The following is a 19,169-nucleotide window of genomic DNA, read 5'->3' as shown; positions in this document are numbered from 1 at the left end:
CCCGGATAAAGTCGGCCTGCGAATTTTTCAGGTAAAGGTATTGACAATCCACCGCTCCGCATGGATAATAGAAACAAGTGCTTGAAAAAAGGCGGAACCAGATATGGATTTTATCGACCAGTTGAGGGAACGCGTCAAGATGTCTGCGGTTTCTCGTGAGCTCTTTTACAAATTACTGAAGACGAAATCGCTTAACGGAAATTCCTTCTACAATTACTTTTACCGCCGCCGAATAAAACGGATCATCTCCGCGCACGAGGAATTTCCCGAAACGGTGGCCGTTGAATCATCCGCATACTGCAATTCCAGATGCATCATGTGCCCCTCCTCCACAATGAGTCGCACAAAAGGAATAATGTCATGGTCCCGCTTCGCCGATATCGCGGATGAATGCGCCGAGCACGGGGTCCAAAAGCTCTATCTTTCGGGGTTCGGCGAGTCGCTCCTCGACAAAGGGCTGGAGCAGAAGGTTTCCTACGCTCATTCCAAGGGGGTAAAAACCTCTATCGTTACGAACGCTTCTCTCCTCGACCGTTCGCGGGCGCTGGGGCTTATCGAAGCCGGCCTGGACGAGGTAAACATCTCGTTGGACGGCGCGAGCACCGAGGTTTACAACCGTATCCGCACGGGACTTGACTTTGATTCGGTCGTGGAGAATGTGCGAACATTGGCGTTTGCAAGACGAGGCGGAAGGCCAAGGATTCAAATCGAGATGGTGCTCCTGGGATCCAACTCATCCCAGATACCCGCTCTCCGAAGAGAGTGGGCTCGGGTTGCCGATTCAATCCTGGTTCGCCAGCCGCAGGACTGGCTTAAAAGCGTAAGTCTTGACCCCGTGGTTTACACCCCTCATCGCGGACGAGAGGGCGCGTGGCCGCCGTGTATCTACCCTTTTACGCAGCTCAGCGTCTACTGGGACGGCACCGTTCCCGTGTGTTGTCTTGATTACGATGCTGAGGGCAGCGTGGGCGTGCAAGGCAGCGAAAGCCTTTACGCGATCTGGCACGGCAAAAAAATGAAGTTCTATAGAGAAAGGCACCTGGCTGCCCGCAAGGTGGGCCTTTCCCCGCCCTGCGACCGCTGCTCGTATTTCTCCGTCTGGTGGTAGTTTCATCCCCGTAAAGATATCGAGTATTTCTGTGAGGACCCCATCTATGCGTCACTGCAATGACTATCTCCTGAGAGGAAATTGAATTCTCCCTCTCCTGGTGGGAGGAATCGAGGGAGCGCAGTATAAGGGGGACCCGTAATACCCCTCGCCCTTCAGGCGTCCTCCTTGATAAGGGGGGATTGACATCCGCAACCTAAATTATACTATAACTGAACCGTAAAAGAGGAGGAAAATTCATGCTTAAACCAGCTATTCCCGATATCCTAGAAAGGGTATTGACCAACGGAGTACCATTAGTGCAAAGTTCCCGTGAAATGATATACTCTCACATTAAAGAATTTGGTGATCATTTCAGTTCAATCGAAAATTCAATGCTCTTAATAAAAGCTATATCAACAATCCACAAACATAACAACGAAGACGATATTACTCTCTTAGGCCTAGGAACTAGCTTGTACAACGATTGTGCAACCGCATGGCTTCTAATGATGCAAGGATTTTATCAAATGTCTTTCATGCCTCAGCGGCATATGCTTGAATGCTCAATTCTTTTTGAGTTTTTTTCAATGGAACGTTCTGCGATCCAAGCTTGGAAAAAAGCAATCTATTCAACTAGGAGGGGGCTACTTTCCGATGCGTTAAGAAAAGTCAAAGACCGCTTAAGAATAAAGGAACATCCTATCGAAGCCACCCATGCACTTCTGTGTGATATGAACGTACACCCCACTTATCGCGGAATCGCGTTGATGTTAGGTGATCCTCACGGAAACTTACATCTAGGTCCTTATGTCGAGCAAATACCTCTGCAAAATGGTTTAACTTGGCTGGCCCGGATTTCATCGTATGCGACAAAACAACTGGTTAAGGCATACGGGGAAGAAAACCTAAAAAACGCCAATGAAGACTTTGGCATCGCTTATTCAAAATTCAATTCTTGGCTTTCAAAATGGTTGAAACTCTACAGGGATTTTCCATCATTTGGAGCTTTAAGAAATGAAGGGCACGATTTGTAAAAGCGGGCCGACCTGAAGGTTGGCCCCTACGTTGGCTATCCTCCCCCTCCGGGGGAGGGAGAAAGGGAGAGGGAGGGGGCTTGCTTAGTCATTCTGAGGACTGACGGTCGTATGACCGGAAGGACGTGAGTCCGCAGGGCGAACGAAGGGAGCCATCTCACGCTGACTGGATGAAGGTCCTTCCTGCGAGAGGGGGGAGGGGGGATTGACATCCGCAACCTAAATTATACTATAACTGAACCGTAAAAGAGGAGGAAGAAATGAGTATTGTGCTGCCCTTGCCGGAAAACCTTGCGAACATGCTGGAAGCCGAGAAAAAGATGCGCGAGCAAATCCTTATGGCTACTGGCGCGGATGATGAGTGCCAAGACCACTTGAAGATTCTGAGTGAATCCGTGGAATGGATTTGGAAGATTGGAATTGATCGGAAACACAAAACGGACGACGAGCTCGTTGTTTTGGGATTAATCGTAAGAACTTATAATGATGTCTCGGTCGCTTTTGGGTTGATTATATCAGGCTTTTACCAGGCTTCGTTAATGATTACAAGGGACATCCAGGAAAGTTCTTTGCTTATTAGAAGATTTGCCTTAGATACGTCAGCAATTCAAAGATGGAAAAACGGAAAAGAATTTTCAGCAGGCGATAATCGAAAGTTTTTGAAAGAGTATGAAAATGTGGTTACGAAAGGAAACGCCGATGATGAAAGAATCTTATACGGGCATTTTTCCACTTTAGGCTCCCACCCCACATGGAAAGGAATTCTAAGAATGCTTGTGGGCCAAAAGAATAATCTTATCTACTCTGAACCTTTCTTGGATATAGACAAATTGCATTTGGCGCTCATGACACTAACTTCTATGACTTTCAGTGCAAGCAACTCAATTGTCACCTGTTTTCATAACATAAACGCCCTTGATCTTGCGTTGGAAAAAGATTTCAGTCTTCGGTTCATTCAAACCGCCTTAGCTTGGCTCCAAAAATACGGAGCTAAAGGGAACTTTATTGACGAATGAAGCGGGTCGACTCGTTGAGCACCGAACACCAAAGGTGTTGGCAGATCATAAAGGCGATTCTCACGTCGCAACTACGTTGCTCCTCAGAATGACAGGCGGAGGAGCGAAGCACCTGACGCGCAGCGAACGCCAGAGGCGTTAAAGCTGGCCCCTACGTTTGTTCTCCCCATAGTCATTGCGAGACTTCCAAAGGAAGTCGTGGCAATCTCCTAGCACTATTTTAAAACACATGAGTCGATTCCACATGTTTTCAGATACTGCCTTGAGATGGTTCCCTCCGCTCACCCTTCGGAGCTTCATCCCGTCACCTTGGTTGCCTGCCGAACGGGAGTGCTAACAGCGCGAGTTCAGCCAAAGACATTTTTCTTTCTCCGACCCCTCTCCTCTGGCGATGGTGGGTAACATGCAACATGTTATCCTGAGGTTGCAGAGCATCCGAAAGGATTGCATTCCATTTGGGCGATTGCTTCGGTTGCTCGAAACAACCTCGCAATGACATTTTCGATTTTCCTTGCGTACTTCTCGAAATCTGGCCTTCTTCCATTAATCCTGACTCTTTTGAGGGTGAAATTTGTCCAAGTTTTGACCAACTTCTGACCAGCTTTTGTCCCACTTTTGACCAGCTTTTGACCAGCTTTTGTCACCCCACAAAGCTGCTCCGCAGCTTTGTGGGGACCCCGAGGGTTAACGGGGTCCCCAGGAAATCTTATCGATATTGAATGGACAGCTTGGCGTACAAGTTTCGTGAAGGCGTGGGATAGTTGAGGTCGGTATATTCCGTACCGAACTGCTCTGGCGTGCGGTCATCGGTGATGTTGCGCACGCCAGCCTCTATCGTAAGCATCTTGAAAAGCGTCTGCGAGATGGATGCGTTGAGTTTAAGCGACGGATTTATGCGCTTTGTGAGTACACCGACAACCGGGGAGGCGGAGTAGTCGGAGTAGTAGTTGACGCGTCCGGCGGTCCACGCGGCGTTGGCCGCTATCCTGCCGCCCTTCCACAGTCGAAGCGCCAGGTTAGCCTTAAGCACAAGTGGCGGAATAAATGCAGCTTGCCGCGTTACTGTGGAATCGCGGGTCTCGCCCGATATCCAGTCCGAATAGACCACAATGGTGCGAGTCTCCGCGGCGAAGTTGTACGCCGCACCGAGTGATGCGTTAACTACGCTGTCTGCGATCCTAAGTTTAACATCTGCGTCTGTTCCAAAGATCTGAACCCTGTCCACGTTCGTCGCCTTCCAGATGCCCTGCGAATCGGGCAACCACGAGATCATATCCTTTATATCCTTCCAGAAACCGGAAACATTAAGTTTAAGAAAATCGAGGGGTTGTGCATCTGCGGAAAGCGATGCGGACTGGCCTCGCTCGGGTTCCAGAGTGGAGTCGCCCATATAAGGCCAGTAGAGGTCGTTGAAAGACGGCGCGCGGAATGCCCTTCCGTAAGCGGCGGAGAGTTTAAGGCGCTCAGGTATGATAGTTACAGCAAGTCCGGCTTCAGGAGAAAGCGCCAGGTTGTACTGTGGCGAATAGTCGAGTCTTACGGCAATTGTCGGCGCAAACATTCCCAGCTCCGCAATGCCTTCAGCCCAGGCGCCCAGGTGGAGGTCTTCGGCGTTCCACGCCGAACGTGACACAGTATCGCCGGTTGCGCTGTCCTGTGCAAGGGTCAGGACGCCTACGGCCTCGTGCTCGAGATTAACCCCTCCTGCAAGATTGAGCCAGTTGAGTCTTCCCGATACAAGCAGGTCGGCTCCGAGCTTGGCGTCTTGATAATCGTCAATCTCCCTGATGACGTTCATCGAGTAGTCAAGGTATCTCCAGTCGAAAAAGGTTATCTGAGAAAGTCCGTAAAGCTTGAGCAAGGAGGAGAAGTTAGCTACAGGGTTCCAGCCTGCTTTGATATTAAAGGAGTAGAGATCGTCGAGTTCCCGGTCGTACAGGGAGGTGCAGGTGGAGTCTCCGAACCTAGGAAGTCCGGATGAAACATCGGGCAGAGGACCGGGCACGCCCATATCGCGTGATACTATCTCCAAACCGCCGCCAAGCATGAAGCCTTTTTTGAGGTTGAATTCAATACCCGCATGAGCGCTGTATCTTTTTGTAGAATCGTTGCTTCTGAGACCTGGAGACGTCAGGTAGGAACCACCAAGCCTGAGACCGGTGTTCTTGATCCGATTCGAGGTCGCAACAGCGGCGGAAAGACCCAGATGCTGATCGAGTTCGAGTCCTGCAGCGATACCGTTTTCGTAGGAGGGAATTATGTTCACCACGCCGCCTATCGCTGTGGAACCGTATAAGGCTGAAAGCGGACCGCGCACGATTTCTATCCGTGAACCCGGGGACAAAGGAAGCATGCCGAGATCGATGACGCCGTTTGTACGCGAGTTCATAGGAACGCCGTCCGAGAGAACGAGCACGCGCGTCGAAGTAACTCCTGCGAGAAAGAAGTAGGCCGGCTGGCCCGTAAGACCGTAGGAGCGTACGTCCGTTGCAGGGCTCTTCTCCTCAAGCACCGCCGCAAGATCGGGTTCATCGTCTGTTTCTATGACTTCAACAGGCCATAGCGATAGATTGGCAGGCAGCGAGAGCCTCGTCGCGGTCACGACGACCTCCGGCAGCCTTACGGCTCCAGTTGTCGATGTATCTGCCAGAGGCGCCTGCCCGAAAAGAAATGATATGATAAGGGCCTTGACCATTGTAAACCTCCAAGTTGTAAGAGTTAGGATAACCACACCCCCATCCTGGCCCGGAATGGGTGGTGCGGGATAGTGGCGGATAGGTCTCCTGGCTTACTGGTCTCGTTGCGTCTCCAGCCTTCCCATCTGCTTCCTGCAGATAGTGACTTGAGAAACGAGGACGCATCCTTGTTTCAATCTACCCGGAAGTTTTTTCGATGAAAACCCCGGAGGAAACGCAGTTTCCAGATCACAGTGGCGGCACCGCGGCCGATTCTCACGGCCTTCCCTGGCCTCCGCCTTTACACGCAAGTTGTTAGAAGATTATAGGGGAGGAGGTGGAGGTTGTCAAGGAGAATAGCGGAGAGTGAATCGTTACTTGACAATACCCAAAACGAGGACTATAATAGGGATATATTGTTAGACAAAAAAAGGGGATCATAAGATTACTTGTTGTTGTAACTTTTTATATTTACATATATATAATAATCAAATCAATTGGACATCTTTGAGGACATAAGTGCGGACATTTGAAAAGACACATCCGTGGTTGACATTTACACTCGACCTCGGCCGAGCTAGGCATGATTTGTGGTTAATGCTTGGTGAAGCGCAAGCCAAGTGCGAATATCTAGCAAACTTGCCGCTACGTCCAGCAACGGCTAAAAGATTGCATGAGTTATATCTAGCCAAGGGGGCTTTAGCTACAACTGCTATTGAGGGGAATACACTTACAGAGGAAGATGCCTTAAAACTTGTTGAAGGGAGGCTTAGCCTTCCTCCTTCCAAAGAGTATCTTTCTCAAGAAATAAACAATATAATTGAAGCCTGCAATATCATTGGAACTGAACTATTAACGGGGACCAATCGCGGGCTTCTATCTGTTAAGAAAATCAACGAGTTTAATGATCTGGTCCTAAAGAATTTAGAATTGCCCGAACAAATAGTTCCTGGTAAGATAAGAAACTATTCTGTCGGGGTTGAACTTGTCCGTTACCGTGCTGCGCCCCCAGATGATTGCGAATACTTGTTAAAACGCCTGTGTGATTGGCTCAATCAAGAACGTTCCAGGGCGCCCAAGGGGCACAAACTCGCATTTGCTTTGATAAGAGCTGTCCTCGCGCATCTTTATCTGGCGTGGATACATCCTTACGGTGACGGAAACGGCCGAACCGCAAGATTGGTGGAGTTTCAGATATTATTAGATGCTGGTATACCGACAATTGCTGCACATCTTCTAAGCAACCACTACAATCAAACCCGAAATGAGTATTACAAACATCTTGACCAAGCTTCAAAATCCGGCGGAAACGTAATACCCTTCATCCAGTATGCAATAGAAGGGTTTCTGGATGGGTTGGGCGAACAGATGCAAAAGGTTTCTATAGAGGTTTTAGATATCGCATGGAAGGATTATGTACACGAAGCATTCAGAGATAAGAAGGGGAAAACGGCTAGAAGGCAACGACAATTGGCTTTGGCTATTTCAAATAAGGGACAAATCATTCCGAAATCCGAAATTCGCGAACTCAGCCCCAGAGTGGCCGAATCCTATGCAAGTAAGACCGCAAAAACTATTTCTCGCGATCTTAATTCGCTTGTCAAAATGGACATCATCGAAATTAGAATAGAAGGGGTAAGAGCTAAGAAGGAAAAGATGCTCTCCTTCCGTTGAGAAAAAGATCTTAGTCTCAGGTCTTTTGCTAAAATTTCAATTCGTTACGAACATTAAAAAAAGTGGAGCGTTTGCGTGGGTATTTTGCTATTCCCAGCTCACTTCCCAGTGACAGGCGTTGCCGCCGTTGGCGTAGCGACAAGAGGTTTCTTCAACGCTGACCTTGCCGCCGCTCATAAGCTCGAACGTGCGCTCGAGCCAAGCGCGGATGAGCGCGCAGTGCATGGGTCCTCCGTCGTATCCTGAAAGACAGATAGAAGCCTTGTTCTCCGATTCCGAAACGAGAAGGATATTGAAATCGCCGCAGTCCATTGACCTTGACCAGAGAAAGGGAACCCGGGGAAGCACCCTCGGCATCGGCATAAAGGATGTTGTTGTCTTTGGCGCGCCGCCCATGTCCTCATCGGCCAGGAACCTTCCAAGCTGGTCTAGCGTTTCGCCGTTGCGGAGATTTTTGGAATCCTTCAGACTGAGGAGGATCTCTGATAGATACTCAAGGGGATACCACGACCACCCCTCAGGTTTCGTCAGAATGCGCGTTACTGGAGGCCTCATCGATGAGATTAACTCACGGTAATCCTCAACGCTCAGATTCTGACCCAGCCACCTGTTTATGGTGGCGAAGGAATTGCCTCTGACTCCAGGCAATTTGCCCTCCTTCCAGATAGTAATTTCACTAAAACACCACCGAAGACGATTTTTTTTATTGTCTTAGCAGGTCAGACAATCAGCCTTTTTAATTATAATCCTTGTAATTGTTTTAAAGGGGAAACCCGTCCACATGCTCCATTAAAGAAAGGTTCTTGTGTTCGGGCAGGACGCCCTCTTTAAAACAACTCCTGTTAAAATCTATTATTAATGATAGTAAATAATTCCTTTGTGTCAACCCCTCTTGCTCTTGGGATTCATGGTTTCTTTGACCTCGGGAACAAAATGCCTATAATAACGGCATGAGCTTGCCCGAACGCAGGAACAGGCTTATGCGCCTGAGTTTTTTTCAAGGACCAGTGCTTATAGCTGCGGCAGTGCTTCTGGCATTGGTTGTAACCATGAAGATACTCCAGAACCAATCGAAAGAGAAGCTGGAACAGGATACGCTGCGCGTGACCAAAGCTGGTCTGGCGCTTAACGACAGCGCCATAGATGTTGATTTTTTATGGAAACGTTACTCGGGCCAGAAAAAAGGTGCCATAGCCGTAATAATCGACACAAACCTTGCCTGGGGTAAAACCTGGGAAGTTTTAGATACTTTGAAAAAGCTCGCTGCAAAAAACCCAGGCCTCAAAATAGAAGGCCTAGAGGCATATTAGACTCTCTAAGCATACATTTTTAATAATCTTAAGGCAAGGATCCCGGCTTGACATATCTCGAGGCTCTTCTATAATTGTTCTTTTAAGCATTCACGACTCGTTTTTAGGAGGATAATAATGAATCAAAGTTTCAAGTTCAAGGCAGCCACAATACTATTCGGGCTGCTTCTTGCATTCACGATAGTAAACGCCGCGGCGGACATGCCCAAGGAGTTGCAGTTCCTAACAAGTGAAAAACCGCCCGACTACCTCTCAATAATGGGCACCCTGGAGGCAAAAGACAGCTCAGGAGTTTCGCAGATGCTCCTCCCCTATTTTTTTTACTGGGAAAAGGGCTCGTTCATATTCGATATTCGCTCGGCTGGCGGAGGTCCTGCGGGATTCTTCAAGGGCGTAGCCGATACCATATGGATCTGCGACTTCATCAGGGGCGTTAAGCTTACTACACTCCTGAATCAGAAGAGCGGCTACGGTGTCTCGATTCCTTTTTCTCCGGAAGATATACTTTCTGTTTTTAATCTCCTGCCCGGAGGCGTAGGCGACATCGACACATTTTACAATCAGGAAAACAAACTTGTCATTAAGGCCAAGTCCGGAAACGTTTACGAATACGACGCCGCGACCCATCAGCCTATAAGCATTCAAAATGAAGCCTCGAGGATCGTTTTCAAGGAGTTTGCCGAGTCGGGCAGTAAGACCTGGCCTAAGGAGATAGAGCTTTATGCCGGTTCCATCATTCCGGGCACGAATTTGACGGTCATCAAGACTACGGATGTAAATTTTAAGAGAAATAAAAACCGGGAATTACTTGAAAAACCTCTTCCATTCAGGATGAACAGGGAGTTCGACATTCGCAGTCAATTTATCCAGAATCAATAACATACACAGGTAACCCAAACATGTCGGTTCTCTTGCTTCTGCCTCTCTTGGGCAATGTCGAATACGAAACCGGTTTGGTTGTCGGCGGCGAATTCTCGTCCTCCGTAATGGATGGCGAGGCTATTTACATGGCTGACGGAAGAGGCTTTACCGCTTTCAGATTATCGGACATGCTTCGCCTTTCTGATAGACTCCTTCCAGGCAGGAATCATACCATTGTCCGCTACGACGGCACATTTTATGTCGCAGGTTCGAGAGGCATAACGGCTTTAACGCTAGACCCAGCCGATAAACAGGTCACAGATGCGGCAACAATCTTTGACGAAGCGGTGTCAGCAATGTCTCTTGATGGAGATACGCTGTGGTTCGCGGATGATTCACTGAGACTTTACGGAATAGACCTTTCATCGGGAGCGCAGATTGAGCCGTCTCCCGTGATGCTTGCTGCTCCGCCCGCGAGAATTGTCCCCTCGGGCGCAACGCTTTATCTCGCATCCGACACCGCAGGTCTTTATGCCGTCGACTTCTCTCAAAAAAAGGTTGAGTGCGTGAAGCTGTCTGTAGACGGCGACCCGGCCGTTCTCGACGTTTTTCCCGCGAACAATATCATCTATCTTGCAGCAGGAGACGAAGGACTGTGGGTAGTTGAACCCAAACGAAACTCCGCGAAGGTAGTCGCGAAGGTTGAAGCGAAAGGAGAGATAAGAAGGCTGGATGCTTACAAGGACAGACTTGCCGCCGCGGCCGGCACGGCCGATCTCTTGATTTTTTCCATTGCGGAACCTCGCAAACCCCTTCTTTCCCAGGAAATGGATATGTACGGCTTGGCAACCAGCCTCGCGCTTAAGGACTCTCTTCTCCTGGTCATGACCACCCAGGGCTTCGGAAAGGTTGACCTTTCCATAGGCCCGCCTTTCCTGAACGGAATCTTCTACAAGAGTGTCGGCGACGGTTACGAGCTTCTTTGCGTGGGAGATATCGCCGTAGCCGCGGTAGGACAGGGCGGGATAAGGACGATAAACATAGGCGATACGCTCGCTTATCTCGGAGCCTATAAGGATATTGATGACGCGAGGATTTTGTACCTTTTCGGAACGCAGATATATGCAGTTACCGCAACCAACCTGCTCAAGATAGTCGATATAAAAGACCCCTCTCGGCCCGAAAGGCGCTCGTTCATTCAGTACGAGTCCATGCTTTCTGGTCTTGATGCCGAAGGAGAAATCGTTCTCACCGCCGAGGATACAAGAGGCGTCGGTTCGTACTGGCGCTGCCCGTGCGGCCCATTCAAGGAGCTGGGCAGGCTTGGGATTGAAGGCCGCGCGCTCGACGTAAAGATTATACCCGATACAAGGCTCGTACTTGTCTCGGGTTCAGGCAATAAGATTTATACGGTTTCCTGGAAGGACAGCACAAAACTCGAAACCGTATCAAGCGCTGATCTTTCCAGAACGTACGACAGGCTTTACCTTGAAGGGAATCTTCTTGTCGGTCTTGACAAGAAGGGCGGTCTGGGATTGATTAACGCATCGAGACCTTCAAAACTCAAGGAAGAGGCTGCATTGGAGCTTGACGGCACGCCTTCGGCGCTTGCGATTAAAGGCGATACGCTTTATGTGGCTGCGGGCAAGGAGGGTGTATACGTTCTCGATATCAGCGACAGGGCAAAACCCAGGATTATCTCGAGGATAGACGTATACGGCGCAAGAGGCGTAGGCTTAACCGGACAGCGTTTGCTGGTTTCGACTCCGTACGCCGTTGAACTGTATTCAATCAATTGATTCAGGAGAAGAAAGATGCTGTTTTCGATACTTACGTTCCTTTTCGGGGTCCAGGAAGGCAAAAGTATCCTGCCCGAGGGAGCCGCCAGTCATTTTATATCGGGTGATTATTGGAATCTGGTCGAGATGGGCGGCAGGCTGTATGCCGCTTCCGGATACGGTCTTGCAGCGATGGATACGGAGCTTAAAGCGGTCGGACATTTCCCTACCCTCGGTTATTCGAGAAAAGTCCGCTCGTGCGACGACGGCAAGCTCTGTCTTTCTGACGCAGAATCAGTCGCCTTGTTCGACGCGTCAGGCTCTAATCTTGGAAGTTATGAGATAGGTTCAGAAGTAACGGCGCTTTCTTGCGGCCAGGGTTTCGTTGCCGCAGGAACAGAATCCGGCTTATTCGCCGTTATCTACTTGTCTTCAAAGAACGATGCACCGGCAAGTGTCAATCTCGGTTCAAAGGTTGAAAGCATCGTCTTCTGGAATGGTTATTTTTACGCCGCCGCAGGCGGGAGCATATATGTAATTACCTGCGAAAAAGCACCGAAAATCATTAAGGAGACTTCTCTTCCGGGAGTAAAAACCCTTGCCGCAGGCGATTCAAGGCTCTATGCGGGATTAAGCGAGTCAAAGATAGCGGTCTTTTCGCTGAAGGACCCTAAGGAGCCAAAAGAGGAAAGTGTTTTTGATGCGCCCGCTTCACCAGTGGCGCTTTGTTTTCAGTCGAAGAAACTGTTTGCGGCGCTGGGTTATCAAGGATATGCCGTATTCGATGCCAAAGGAAAAAGGCTTGACGCTTCCCGAGGCTTTGCTGAAGGATATGTGGCCGATATCCTGCCCTCAAAGAAAGGCTTTTATCTTGCGCTCAGGGACAAAGGAATCGTATTCCTTGAGGGAAAGAATTTCGCGAACATGGAGATCACGAAGAGACTTCCCAAGAATGCTCCCTCCGTTCACACGGCAAGGGGCGGCGAGTTCTGGGCTATCGCGCAGGGCAGGGACGGTGCAAAGGTTGTAAAGCCCGAGCCCGAAAAGCTCGTCGTCGGTTTCGCTGACCCGAAGCCCGATAACGCCGCCGGCGTGCTTCTCTCCGGAACCAATCTTTACGTGGTTGATCCCGGACGCTCCCTGCTAAGCATCTTTTCCTTGAAGGAGTTCCCTGTTACGAAACCGGATTTCACCATAAACCAGGCAGGAGACCTTTCGAGAATCGCGCTCTCCAATGAACTCATTCTTGATGCGGCGGGCGAAAAAGGGCTGCGGGTGCTCTGGATATGCCCTTGCGGGCCCCTGAAGGAGAAGGGCAAGCTTGAAGGAATCAAGGCGGTTGACGTTGCCGTTAAGGATTCCATCGTCTACGTGGCAGATCCGGATTCTGGACTGTGGGTAGTGGCTTTAAGGAAGGAGGGCGAAACGCCGGTAACGCTTTCCCTGTATCCCGGGACAGTAAGCCCCCGGTCGCTTTTGGTTGAACAGGACAGGCTGTACGTTGCCGACTCGATAGGCGCTCTGGCGGCGCTCGATATAAGCAATCCGAAAGAGCCCGGACAGCTTTCTTTCACCATGCTTGGTTCAAGACCTTATGGTCTCGCGCTCTCTGGCTCCACATTGTATCTGGCTTGCGGCGAGAAGGGCGTGCTGAAGGTTGACGTGAGTGATCCTCATTCGCCACGGATTCTCGGCTACATAGATACACCCGGAAAAGCCCTCTCCGTTGCCGCATCAGAAGCCTACCTGGGAGTCGCGGATTACACCTCATGGCTTCTTCTGCCCATTGATAAGTAGGGTGTCTGATTTGAGGGCTGTAAAATCATCGGGAATAACCGGGTATTTTGAGTCCATCGCGAGAGGGAGTCTCGGCTGAAATGCCCCCAAGCTCCTCGCCCTCCTTGCCCTCCCCGCGCCCCTTGACTTCCTCGCCAAGAATCTTATTGACAACCGCCTACAGGCACAGCCCCCGTGATTATTACGATGCCGTTGGCGCTAACTTTTTCCGCACCCCGCGCTTCGGTTTCATAAGAACGGTTTCAACCTCTCTCAGGTTCATGAAGCAGAACGTGCCTGAACTCGAGATTATGGAGTTTCCCCTGTGGCATGAGTACGTGGCAAAGCTCAGGGAAGGGTGGGATGTCGTGGGCTTCTCGTTCTTCCAGCACGATCTGGCAGAGATTTTGGAGATGGTGGAGGAGGCGCGCAGGCAGGGGGTCGGGGAGATATGGGCGGGCGGCTACGGCGGGTTATCGGAGGAGGCGGAGGGGTTTGCAGACAGAATCTGGTACGGGTACGTAGAGGCAGAGGTTCTTGAGGAATGCTTCGGCAGGAAGCTTGAAAGAACCCTGCACCCTCCGGTTGTTATACCTGTCAGGGTTGTCCTGCCCCCAGCCGTGCCTTACAAGAAGATAGGGCTCCTCTTCACCCAGCGCGGATGTCCCTATAGGTGCACGTTCTGCCAGACTCCCGTACACTCGCCTCATCCGGCAAGACTGCCTCTTGAGTCGATAGAGGAGGTTTTAAGATACTACCGCTCCCACGGTATAAATGAGCTTTTTATACTCGACGAGACCTTTTATACGTTCCCTTCTCATTCGGAACAGGTGCTCGATATGCTTGCCCGCTACGGGTTTCACTGGTGGGTGCAGTCAAGGGCCGACTTGACCTTAAAGCACATAGATTCCTGGACCGAGCGGGGCATGGTCAACGTAGGTTTCGGGGTCGAGAGCGTGAACGACGAGATATTGAAGCGGATTGGCAAGCGGACGAGTCTTGATGTGATGAGGGAGTTCAGGCGCGCCACCAGGGAGCGAAAGGTGTTCACAATGGCTTTCTACATGATAGGCTATGAGGAGGATACGGTCGAGTCCGTGCTTTCGGACTACGAGATTCTTAGGGAGATTGGCTTTGACGCCCACCAGCTCACAGTGCTGACCCCCTACCCGAAGACGCCTCAATGGTTCGAGATTAAGGAGCGCTACGGGATATTCGAGAAGGACTACCGCAAGTTCGACGCTCGGTTTCTCGTCTGGAACCACCCTCGCATCTCTGCCGGGAGCATGGAGTTTCTCAAGCGTGTGGGCATGGCTTCCCTCAACATACCGATGAAGAACTACGGGGCTGGCGTGATAAGAATGGCTCAGAAGAGGATTTACAAGAAAGGCCTCGGTTTCCTGTGGGACGATATTGCCAGACCTTTCCTGCATTCCCTCGCATACGACGAGCGCAAGCAGGTCTTCCTGGATGGACGGGTTTAGAGGATGGCGCTCTCAAGCAACCCGAGGATTCTCATCTGCACCTCATACAGGCGATTCAGGGACGACTTTCTGGATTATGTGGGCGAGAACGTGTATCTTAAACCGAGGGTTTCGCTCAAGCGCAAACAGTCGCCGGCGCTCCGGTTCCTTAAGCGCAACGTGCCCGAACTTGAGATACTCGAGTACCCCTTATGGCGGGACTACGTTAAAAAGCTTAAGGAGGGTTGGGACGTAGTCGGCTTCTCGTTCTTCCAGAACGAGATTGCGGAGGTCTTCGAGATGGTTCGCGAGGCCCGCAGGCATGGAGTGAAGGAGATATGGGCCGGAGGGTACGGAGCGCTGGACGAGGCGGTACCGCGAGAGGTGGACAGGGTCTTCACCGGTGCGTCGGAGGACGCTGTCGCACAGGTCTTCGGTAAAAGGGTAACGGACGTCCTGCATCCGTCGATAATATGGCCTATGGATTTCATACCGGGCAATATCCCTTATCTAAGGATGGGAATTCTCTATACCGAGCGCGGCTGCCCGTACAAATGCACTTTCTGCCAGACGCCCTCCTACGACAAGGTCCGGTTTAACGTCAACATAGACAGCATCGAGAGGGTGTTACGCGAGTACTCAAGGACCGGTGTGACCGACGTCCTGGTGCTCGACGAGCTCTTCGGGATAAGCCCCGGGTTCGCGGACAGGCTGACCCTTCTGTTGGCCCGATACAAGCTCCGCTGGTGGGCGCAGTCGCGCGCGGCGCTCTTCATGAGGCATCTTGATACCTGGCACGAGCGCGGGCTCAGATTCCCTCTGATAGGGGTCGAGGCCATGTCGCAGTCCTCTCTCGATTCAATCGACAAGAAACAGAGGATAGAGGAGATAGTCGAGTTCGAGCGGAGGACGAGTGAAAAGAAAGCCATGTACCGCATGGTCTACTACATGATAGGCTACGAGAGCCAGGACGCCCGGACGCTTTGGGACGACGTCCGCGCGCTCAAGTCAGTCGGGTTCGACGCTTTTCAGGTAAACGTGATAACGCCGTTCCCCCAAACGCCGTTGTGGAGCGAGACCGAATCCAGGTACGGGATAAGAGATAAGTTCTACAGGCACTACGACGCGAAGCATCTGGTCTGGAACCACCCTCATATAAGTCCAGCCGAGATGCATTATCTCTTAAGGCTCGCAATATCCTATCTCAACAATCCCTTCGACATATACGCAAGGGGTTTTGCAAGGCTCGTAAAGGAGAGGTTTACAGCGGAAGGTCTAAGGTTCGTATGGCGAGATATAATTCGAACACCTTTTGAATCCATGGTGAGAAATCTCATGGAGCAAGGCAAGTAAGCATCGGGTCGTTATGAGACGTAAGCAAGGGATGGAATTCAACTCGATTTCTTTTTTCTGTCAGCCTGAGAAGGGTGCATCGTTGAGCAGGTCGGTGCCGTGAAAGGCGCTTTGAGCGCTAACCCCCGGGTTCTTTTGTGTACGGCCTACAGGCGATTCCGCAACGACTACTGGGATGTAATCGGAGGCCAGGTCTTCGGCCTTCCCCGGGTTGCCTCGCCCCGCCGGGTCTCGATGAGCCTGAGGTTCTTAAAGCAGAACGTTCCCGAGGTCGAGATACTCGAGTATCCGATGTGGCCTGAATATGTCGAGAGACTCAGGGAGGGTTGGGACGTGGTGGGCTTCACTTTTTTCGAGAACGAGATAGCGGAGATAGCGAGGATGGCTGAAGAGGCGCGCAGTCATGGAATCCGCGAGCTGTGGGCGGGAGGGTACGGAGCGCTGAATCCTGCAATCCCCCGGATAGTGGACAGGGTTTTTACTGGAGCCTCAGAGGACGCCGTAGCCAGGGTTTTCGGATACCGCATCCCGGACGACTCGATAGAGCATCCGGTAATGTGCTGGCCGGGTACGATAAAACCCGGCAACATACCTCTGTTGACGCTTGGCCTCCTGTACACGCAGCACGGGTGTCCTTTCGAATGCAGCTTTTGCCAGACGCCCGCTCTTGACACCAGACCCCTGCCCATAAATATAGAAAGCATCGAGCGCGTCATTAAGCACTACCGGAGCAAGGGACTTACCGATCTTTTCATCGCGGACGAACTCTTCGGGTACAATCCCCGGCTTTCCGAAAAACTCACCGGGATGTTCGCGAGATACAAGTTTCGATGGTGGGCCCAGTCGCGCATATCCCTTATCCTTGACCATCTCGACGAGTGGTACGAGAAGGGGTTGCGCTTTCCCATGATAGGCCTCGAGTCTACCGTTCAAAAGTCTCTGGATATCATCAAGAAGCGCCAGAAGACCGCGGAGATTGAGGAATATGCTGAAAGAACGAAGGAAAAACCCGGCATCTACAGGATAGTGGACTGGATGATAGGCTACGAGAACATGAGCCGGGATGAGACCATCCAGGACGCAGTACAGCTCAAGCGCATGGGCTTCGATGCGCACGGGGTAAGCGTACTCACTCCCTTTCCCGGGACCCCTCTCTGGAAGGAGCTTGATTCAAAGTACGGGATAATCAAGGATAATTACAGGGATTTCGATACCGGCCACCTCGTATGGAACCATCCCGAGATAACGCCCTCCCAGATGCTTTATCTGCGCGCTTCGCTCATCAATTATCTCAACAATCCATTCGATGCATACATACGACCCTTCTCCCGGATCGTTCGGGAGAGATTGCGCGAAAAAGGCTTCGAGTTCGTGTGGCGCGACCTCATCAAGGGACCTCTTGCAGCCAGCCTGTACGACGACCGCAAGCAGATCTTCTTTAAGAGGCTCGGTTCTTAAAACACGAGAGTGCGAGAGACGGTGGCGAGGTTTTTTACCAATCTAACGTGCAAAGAAGATGATATAAGATCAAATCCCGGACAATCCTCAGCGTAAGTCTTGAGGAATAACCTCAAACAAGGTCTTGACAGCGCAAGCACACGGTGTAGAATGTATAAAGAGCAGGAAGAAGATTAGCATACAGGATTTTTAGACTGATACCGTGAGAGGAGCATTGAAGACTGCACCAAAGGTGCTTTTATGCAACGCCTACAGGCGTTTCGCAGACGATTATCTCGATTACATAGGCGAGAACGTTTACGGGGTTCCACGAATCTCTAATCCAAGACGCATAGGCTTCGGGCTGCGCTTCCTGAAGCAGAACGTGCCTGAGATAGAGATACTCGAGTATCCTATGTGGCCTGAATATGTCGAGAGACTCAAGGAGGGCTGGGACGTTGTAGGCTTCTCCTTTTTTCAGAACGAGATAGCCGAGGTGGAGCGCATGGCGGATGAGGCTCGCAGGCACGGGGTTCGCGAGATATGGGCTGGCGGACACGGCGCGCTTGACGGACACGTTGCCGAATTTTGCGACAGGGTCTTTTCGGGCGCTGCAGAGGATCAGGTGGCGCAGGCGTTCGGATACAGGGTACGGGACGAGGAGGTAGAACATCCCTCCTTGATGATGCCTTTCAGGTTCAAGCCGGGCTCAATTCCTTATCTGATGATGGGTCTTTTGTACACCGAGCGCGGCTGCCCCTTCAGGTGCACGTTCTGCCAGACGCCTGCATATGAGGACAGACGGTTTACAGTCAACTTCGAGAGCGTCGAGCGGGTCGTGAAGCACTATCGCAAGGTTGGAATAAAGGACGTGTTCGTTATGGACGAGCTCTTCGGAACGTTCCCTGCCTACGCGGACAAGCTTTCTGAACTTTTTGCCCGCTACGGCCTGCGCTGGTGGTCGCAATCGCGGGCAGGCATTTACTTGAGAAATCTTGAAACCTGGTACGAGCGGGGGCTGCGTTTTCCTGTTATTGGTCTTGAGACGATGAAGCAGGGCGCCCTGGACAGCATAGACAAGAAGCAGAAGGTTGAGGAGATTATGGAGTTTTCCCGAAAGACGAGGGAGAAGGGCGATATGTACCGCATGGTCTACTATATGATAGGCTACGAGGGCATGACCGCAGAGCAGACGCTGGAGGACGCGGCGCTTGTGAAGAAGGCGGGTTTCGACGCCCATCAGGTTAACGTGCTGACCCCCTTCCCAAAAACGCCCTTATGGGACGACATCCGGATGCGTTACGGGATAACGGACACAAACTACCGTCACTACAGCGCAAAGCACCTCGTATGGAACCATCCGCATATCTCCGCCGCTCAAATGAGATACCTTCTCAATGCGATTATCGCTTACCTTAACAGGCCTAGAGACATCTACTTCAAGGGTTTTGCGAGACTCATAAGGGAGCGGTTCGCCAGGCACGGGCTCGGCTTCATCTGGGACGATATCCTGAAGAGCCCGGTGGTTGCGGCGGTGGTTGACGATCGAAAGCAAGTATTCTTTCCCAAGATGAAACATGACAAAGTGTGAGTGTGTAAATCCAGGTTTTTCCCTGGATGAGTGGGCAATCTAGAGCTATATGTCCCGACTATTCATTGAATATGTGTTGTCTTTGAATTAAGCCTACCGGAGCATTGAAGA

Annotated in this window: 14 protein-coding genes and 1 riboswitch; of the genes, 12 read left to right on the top strand and 2 right to left on the bottom strand. The window is 51.0% G+C overall.

The genetic code is table 11. The features are described 5' to 3' along the window. The first annotated feature begins 103 nt into the window (after positions 1–103). The 3 genes from GX441_04600 (at position 104) to GX441_04590 (ending at position 3,140) form a co-directional block, all read left to right on the top strand. Positions 104–1,108: a radical SAM protein gene (locus tag GX441_04600; GenBank protein NLI97922.1), complete on the top strand. Its 1,005-nt coding sequence runs from the start codon at positions 104–106 to the stop codon at positions 1,106–1,108. Between the two features lie 239 nt (positions 1,109–1,347). Then, positions 1,348–2,124, top strand: a complete 777-nt coding sequence (locus tag GX441_04595; protein NLI97921.1) for a hypothetical protein — start codon at positions 1,348–1,350, stop codon at positions 2,122–2,124. Between the two features lie 260 nt (positions 2,125–2,384). Beyond that, positions 2,385–3,140, top strand: coding sequence for a hypothetical protein (locus tag GX441_04590; protein ID NLI97920.1), 756 nt, complete (start codon positions 2,385–2,387; stop codon positions 3,138–3,140). Positions 3,141–3,846: 706 nt separating this feature from the next. On the opposite strand, the gene GX441_04585 is transcribed toward GX441_04590, so the two are convergent. Then, positions 3,847–5,835, bottom strand: a complete 1,989-nt coding sequence (locus GX441_04585) for a TonB-dependent receptor (protein ID NLI97919.1) — start codon at positions 5,833–5,835, stop codon at positions 3,847–3,849. A gap of 81 nt (positions 5,836–5,916) precedes the next feature. Continuing rightward, a riboswitch (cobalamin riboswitch) is annotated at positions 5,917–6,105 on the bottom strand. A 229-nt stretch (positions 6,106–6,334) separates the two neighbouring features. Here GX441_04585 and GX441_04580 point away from each other — a divergent pair. Continuing rightward, the gene (locus GX441_04580; GenBank protein ID NLI97918.1) at positions 6,335–7,489 is read left to right on the top strand and encodes a Fic family protein; all 1,155 of its coding nucleotides are present in this window, start codon (positions 6,335–6,337) and stop codon (positions 7,487–7,489) included. Between the two features lie 87 nt (positions 7,490–7,576). Here the strand turns inward: GX441_04580 and GX441_04575 are convergent, their stop codons facing one another. After that, the gene (locus GX441_04575; GenBank protein NLI97917.1) at positions 7,577–8,137 is read right to left on the bottom strand and encodes a hypothetical protein; all 561 of its coding nucleotides are present in this window, start codon (positions 8,135–8,137) and stop codon (positions 7,577–7,579) included. 302 nt (positions 8,138–8,439) lie between these two features. On the opposite strand from GX441_04575, the gene GX441_04570 reads away from it, so the two are divergent. From GX441_04570 to GX441_04535, 8 genes are all read left to right on the top strand, one after another. Then, entirely contained in the window at positions 8,440–8,799 is a 360-nt protein-coding gene (locus GX441_04570) for a hypothetical protein (protein ID NLI97916.1), read from the top strand. A gap of 117 nt (positions 8,800–8,916) precedes the next feature. Next, a complete protein-coding gene (locus tag GX441_04565; protein ID NLI97915.1) occupies positions 8,917–9,678 on the top strand; it encodes a hypothetical protein in 762 nt (253 codons plus the stop codon). A gap of 20 nt (positions 9,679–9,698) precedes the next feature. Then, positions 9,699–11,459, top strand: coding sequence for a hypothetical protein (locus GX441_04560; GenBank protein ID NLI97914.1), 1,761 nt, complete (start codon positions 9,699–9,701; stop codon positions 11,457–11,459). 15 nt (positions 11,460–11,474) lie between these two features. Beyond that, positions 11,475–13,235: a hypothetical protein gene (locus GX441_04555; protein ID NLI97913.1), complete on the top strand. Its 1,761-nt coding sequence runs from the start codon at positions 11,475–11,477 to the stop codon at positions 13,233–13,235. 146 nt (positions 13,236–13,381) lie between these two features. Then, positions 13,382–14,698: a radical SAM protein gene (locus tag GX441_04550; protein NLI97912.1), complete on the top strand. Its 1,317-nt coding sequence runs from the start codon at positions 13,382–13,384 to the stop codon at positions 14,696–14,698. A 3-nt stretch (positions 14,699–14,701) separates the two neighbouring features. Next, positions 14,702–16,030 carry a radical SAM protein gene (locus tag GX441_04545; protein ID NLI97911.1) on the top strand — a complete coding sequence of 443 codons (1,329 nt, stop codon included), beginning with the start codon at positions 14,702–14,704 and terminating at the stop codon, positions 16,028–16,030. A 99-nt stretch (positions 16,031–16,129) separates the two neighbouring features. Continuing rightward, on the top strand, positions 16,130–17,488 hold the full coding sequence (locus tag GX441_04540) for a radical SAM protein (protein NLI97910.1): 1,359 nt from the start codon (positions 16,130–16,132) through the stop codon (positions 17,486–17,488). 214 nt (positions 17,489–17,702) lie between these two features. Continuing rightward, the gene (locus tag GX441_04535; GenBank protein NLI97909.1) at positions 17,703–19,058 is read left to right on the top strand and encodes a radical SAM protein; all 1,356 of its coding nucleotides are present in this window, start codon (positions 17,703–17,705) and stop codon (positions 19,056–19,058) included. Positions 19,059–19,169: the final 111 nt, after the last annotated feature.

The organism is bacterium (assembly GCA_012517375.1).
Lineage (GTDB): Bacteria > Hydrothermota > Tepidihabitantia > B3-TA06 > B3-TA06 > JAAYVC01.
This window is presented reverse-complemented; position numbering and strand designations above follow the sequence as displayed.